The 2,810-nt window shown below is 60.2% G+C and carries 2 protein-coding genes; both read left to right on the forward strand.

The features are described from left to right. The first annotated feature begins 101 nt into the window (after positions 1-101). Positions 102-1,361 carry an AGE family epimerase/isomerase gene (locus ACRESD_RS26155; RefSeq protein WP_431753553.1) on the forward strand — a complete coding sequence of 420 codons (1,260 nt, stop codon included), beginning with the start codon at positions 102-104 and terminating at the stop codon, positions 1,359-1,361. A 104-nt stretch (positions 1,362-1,465) separates the two neighbouring features. After that, positions 1,466-2,752: an ABC transporter substrate-binding protein gene (locus tag ACRESD_RS26160; RefSeq protein WP_431753554.1), complete on the forward strand. Its 1,287-nt coding sequence runs from the start codon at positions 1,466-1,468 to the stop codon at positions 2,750-2,752. The last annotated feature ends 58 nt before the right edge of the window (positions 2,753-2,810 follow it).

The following is a 2,810-nucleotide window of genomic DNA, read 5'->3' on the forward strand; positions in this document are numbered from 1 at the left end:
ATGTCACCGTCCGGTGACATTTCCCATCCCCTTCGTTACTTGCCCCTCTCTCGCCCTTGTTTAGACTTCGGTCATCCCATAAAAAATAATAAGGGCCACCCATGACCACGCAACCACTGCCTGCCAGCAGTTGGCTGAACGCACCTGCCCATCACGCCTGGCTTGCCAGTGAAGGCCAGCGCCTGCTGTCCTTCGCCAAAGCCTCCCGAGTGCCTGAGGGGTTCGGTAACCTGAATGACAAGGGTCAACTGCCAGCCACTGCCTACGCCGAGACCATGAACACCGCACGCATGACCCACAGTTTCGCCATGGCCCATGCCATGGGGTTGCCGGGTTACGCTGACTTGGTTGCCCACGGCGTCGAGGCGCTCAGTGGCCCACTGCACGACAGTGAGCACGGAGGCTGGTTCGCCGCGCCCAATGCCCGCGATGGCAACAGCGGCAAGGCGGCTTACTTGCATGCCTTTGTCGCCCTGGCCGCCAGCTCGGCGGTGGTGGCCGGCGCACCGGGTGCACAGAACCTGTTGAACGACGCCATCCATATCATCGACCAGTTTTTCTGGAGCGAAGAAGAGGGCGTGATGCTCGAATCCTTTGCCCGGGACTGGACCGGTGTCGAGGCCTATCGCGGTGCCAACAGCAACATGCACGCCACCGAGGCCTTCCTGGCCCTGGCGGATGTGACCGGCGATACGCGTTGGCTGGATCGGGCGCTACGCATCGTCGAGCGGGTCATCCATACGCACGCGGCGGCTAATCAGTTCATGGTGATCGAACATTTCGATACCCACTGGCAACCGCTGCTCGGTTACAACGAAGACAACCCCGCCGACGGCTTCCGCCCTTACGGCATAACCCCCGGCCACGGTTTCGAATGGGCGCGGTTGGTATTGCACCTGGAAGCCGCACGGCTAGCGGCCGGGCTGGTCACGCCGGCCTGGTTGCTGAGCGACGCCAAAGGCTTGTTCGCTAGTGCCTGTGAGTACGCTTGGGCCGTGGACGGTGCTCCCGGCATCGTCTACACCCTGGATTGGAGCCATCGCCCAGTGGTGCGCGAGCGCCTGCACTGGACTCACGCCGAAGCCAGTGCCGCTGCCCAGGCGCTGCTCAAACGCACCGCTGACCCGCATTACGAGATTTGGTATCGAAGGTTCTGGGAATTCTGCGAAAGCCACTTTATCGACAGGGTCAACGGCAGTTGGCATCACGAGCTCAGCCCGCACAACCAACCCAGCAGCAACATCTGGGGTGGCAAACCGGACCTGTACCATGCTTGGCAAGCGGTGGTGCTGCCTGTACTACCCTTGTCTCCGAGTATGACCAGTGCTTTAGGTCGGGGCTTCTATGTCACCAACTGGTGACATTTGTACATCCCTTTGTTACCTGCGCCCTGAACATCCATGTTTAAACTCCGTGCAGCGCAAGCTCCAGACTTGCATGCATAACAACAAGAAAAGGTACTCAGATGAACGCGATTAATCGCCTCGCCGTCGCTATTTCCATTGCCTCGTTGTTTCCCCTCAGTGCATTTGCCGCCGACTCGAAAGGGACGGTTGAAGTTGTGCATTGGTGGACCTCGGGCGGTGAGAAGGCGGCCGTAGATGTCCTGAAGGCCCAAGTTGAGAAAGATGGCTTCGTCTGGAAGGACGGCGCTGTCGCAGGGGGCGGTGGTGCCACCGCCATGACCGTGCTGAAAAGCCGCGCGGTCGCCGGCAACCCGCCTGGTGTTGCCCAGATCAAAGGCCCTGACATCCAGGAGTGGGCGTCGACTGGCCTGCTCGACACCGACGTGCTCAAAGACGTCGCCAAAGAAGAGAAGTGGGACTCCCTGCTCGACAAGAAAGTCTCCGACACCGTGAAGTACGACGGCAACTACGTCGCCGTACCGGTGAACATCCACCGCGTGAACTGGCTGTGGATCAACCCGGAAGTCTTCAAGAAAGCCGGCATCACCAAGAACCCGACCACCCTCGCAGAATTCTACGCAGCCGGCGACAAGCTCAAGGCCGCGGGTTTCATTCCGCTCGCTCATGGTGGACAGCCTTGGCAGGACAGCACCGTGTTCGAAGCGGTTGTCCTGTCGGTGATGGGGGCCGATGGCTACAAGAAAGCCCTGGTTGACCTCGACAATGCTGCGCTGACCGGCCCGGAAATGGTCAAGGCGCTGACCGAACTGAAGAAAGTCGCGACCTACATGGACGTCGACGGCAAGGGCCAGGACTGGAACCTGGAAGCCGGCAAGGTCATCAACGGCAAGGCCGGTATGCAGATCATGGGTGACTGGGCCAAGTCCGAGTGGACCGCCGCCAAGAAAGTCGCCGGCAAAGACTATGAGTGCGTAGCCTTCCCGGGCACCGACAAAGCCTTCACCTACAACATCGACTCCCTGGCGGTGTTCAAGGTGAAAGACAAGGGCACCCAGGCCGGCCAGCAGGACATCGCCAAAGTCGTGTTGGGTGAAAACTTCCAGAAAGTCTTCAGCATCAACAAAGGCTCGATCCCGGTTCGTAACGACATGCTCCACGAAATGGACAAGCTCGGCTTCGATTCCTGCGCCCAGACGGCAGCCAAGGACTTCCTGGCCGACGCCCAGACCGGTGGCCTGCAGCCAAGCATGGCGCACAACATGGCCACCACCTTGGCCGTGCAAGGTGCGTTCTTTGATGTCGTGACCAACTACATCAATGACCCGAAAGCCGACCCGGCCGACACCGCCAAGAAACTCGGCGCTGCGATCAAGTCTGCGAAGTAACGGTTGTGGGAGCGGGCTTGCTCGCGAATGCATCACCGCGGTGTAACGGGTACACCGC

It is taken from the genome of Pseudomonas sp. (assembly GCF_050739995.1).
Taxonomy (GTDB): domain Bacteria; phylum Pseudomonadota; class Gammaproteobacteria; order Pseudomonadales; family Pseudomonadaceae; genus Aquipseudomonas.

Coding starts and splice junctions, on each gene's coding strand:
- ACRESD_RS26155 (WP_431753553.1), top strand. CDS start 102: ATGACCACGCAACCACTGCCTGCCAGCAGTTGGCTGAACGCACCTGCC.
- ACRESD_RS26160 (WP_431753554.1), top strand. CDS start 1,466: ATGAACGCGATTAATCGCCTCGCCGTCGCTATTTCCATTGCCTCGTTG.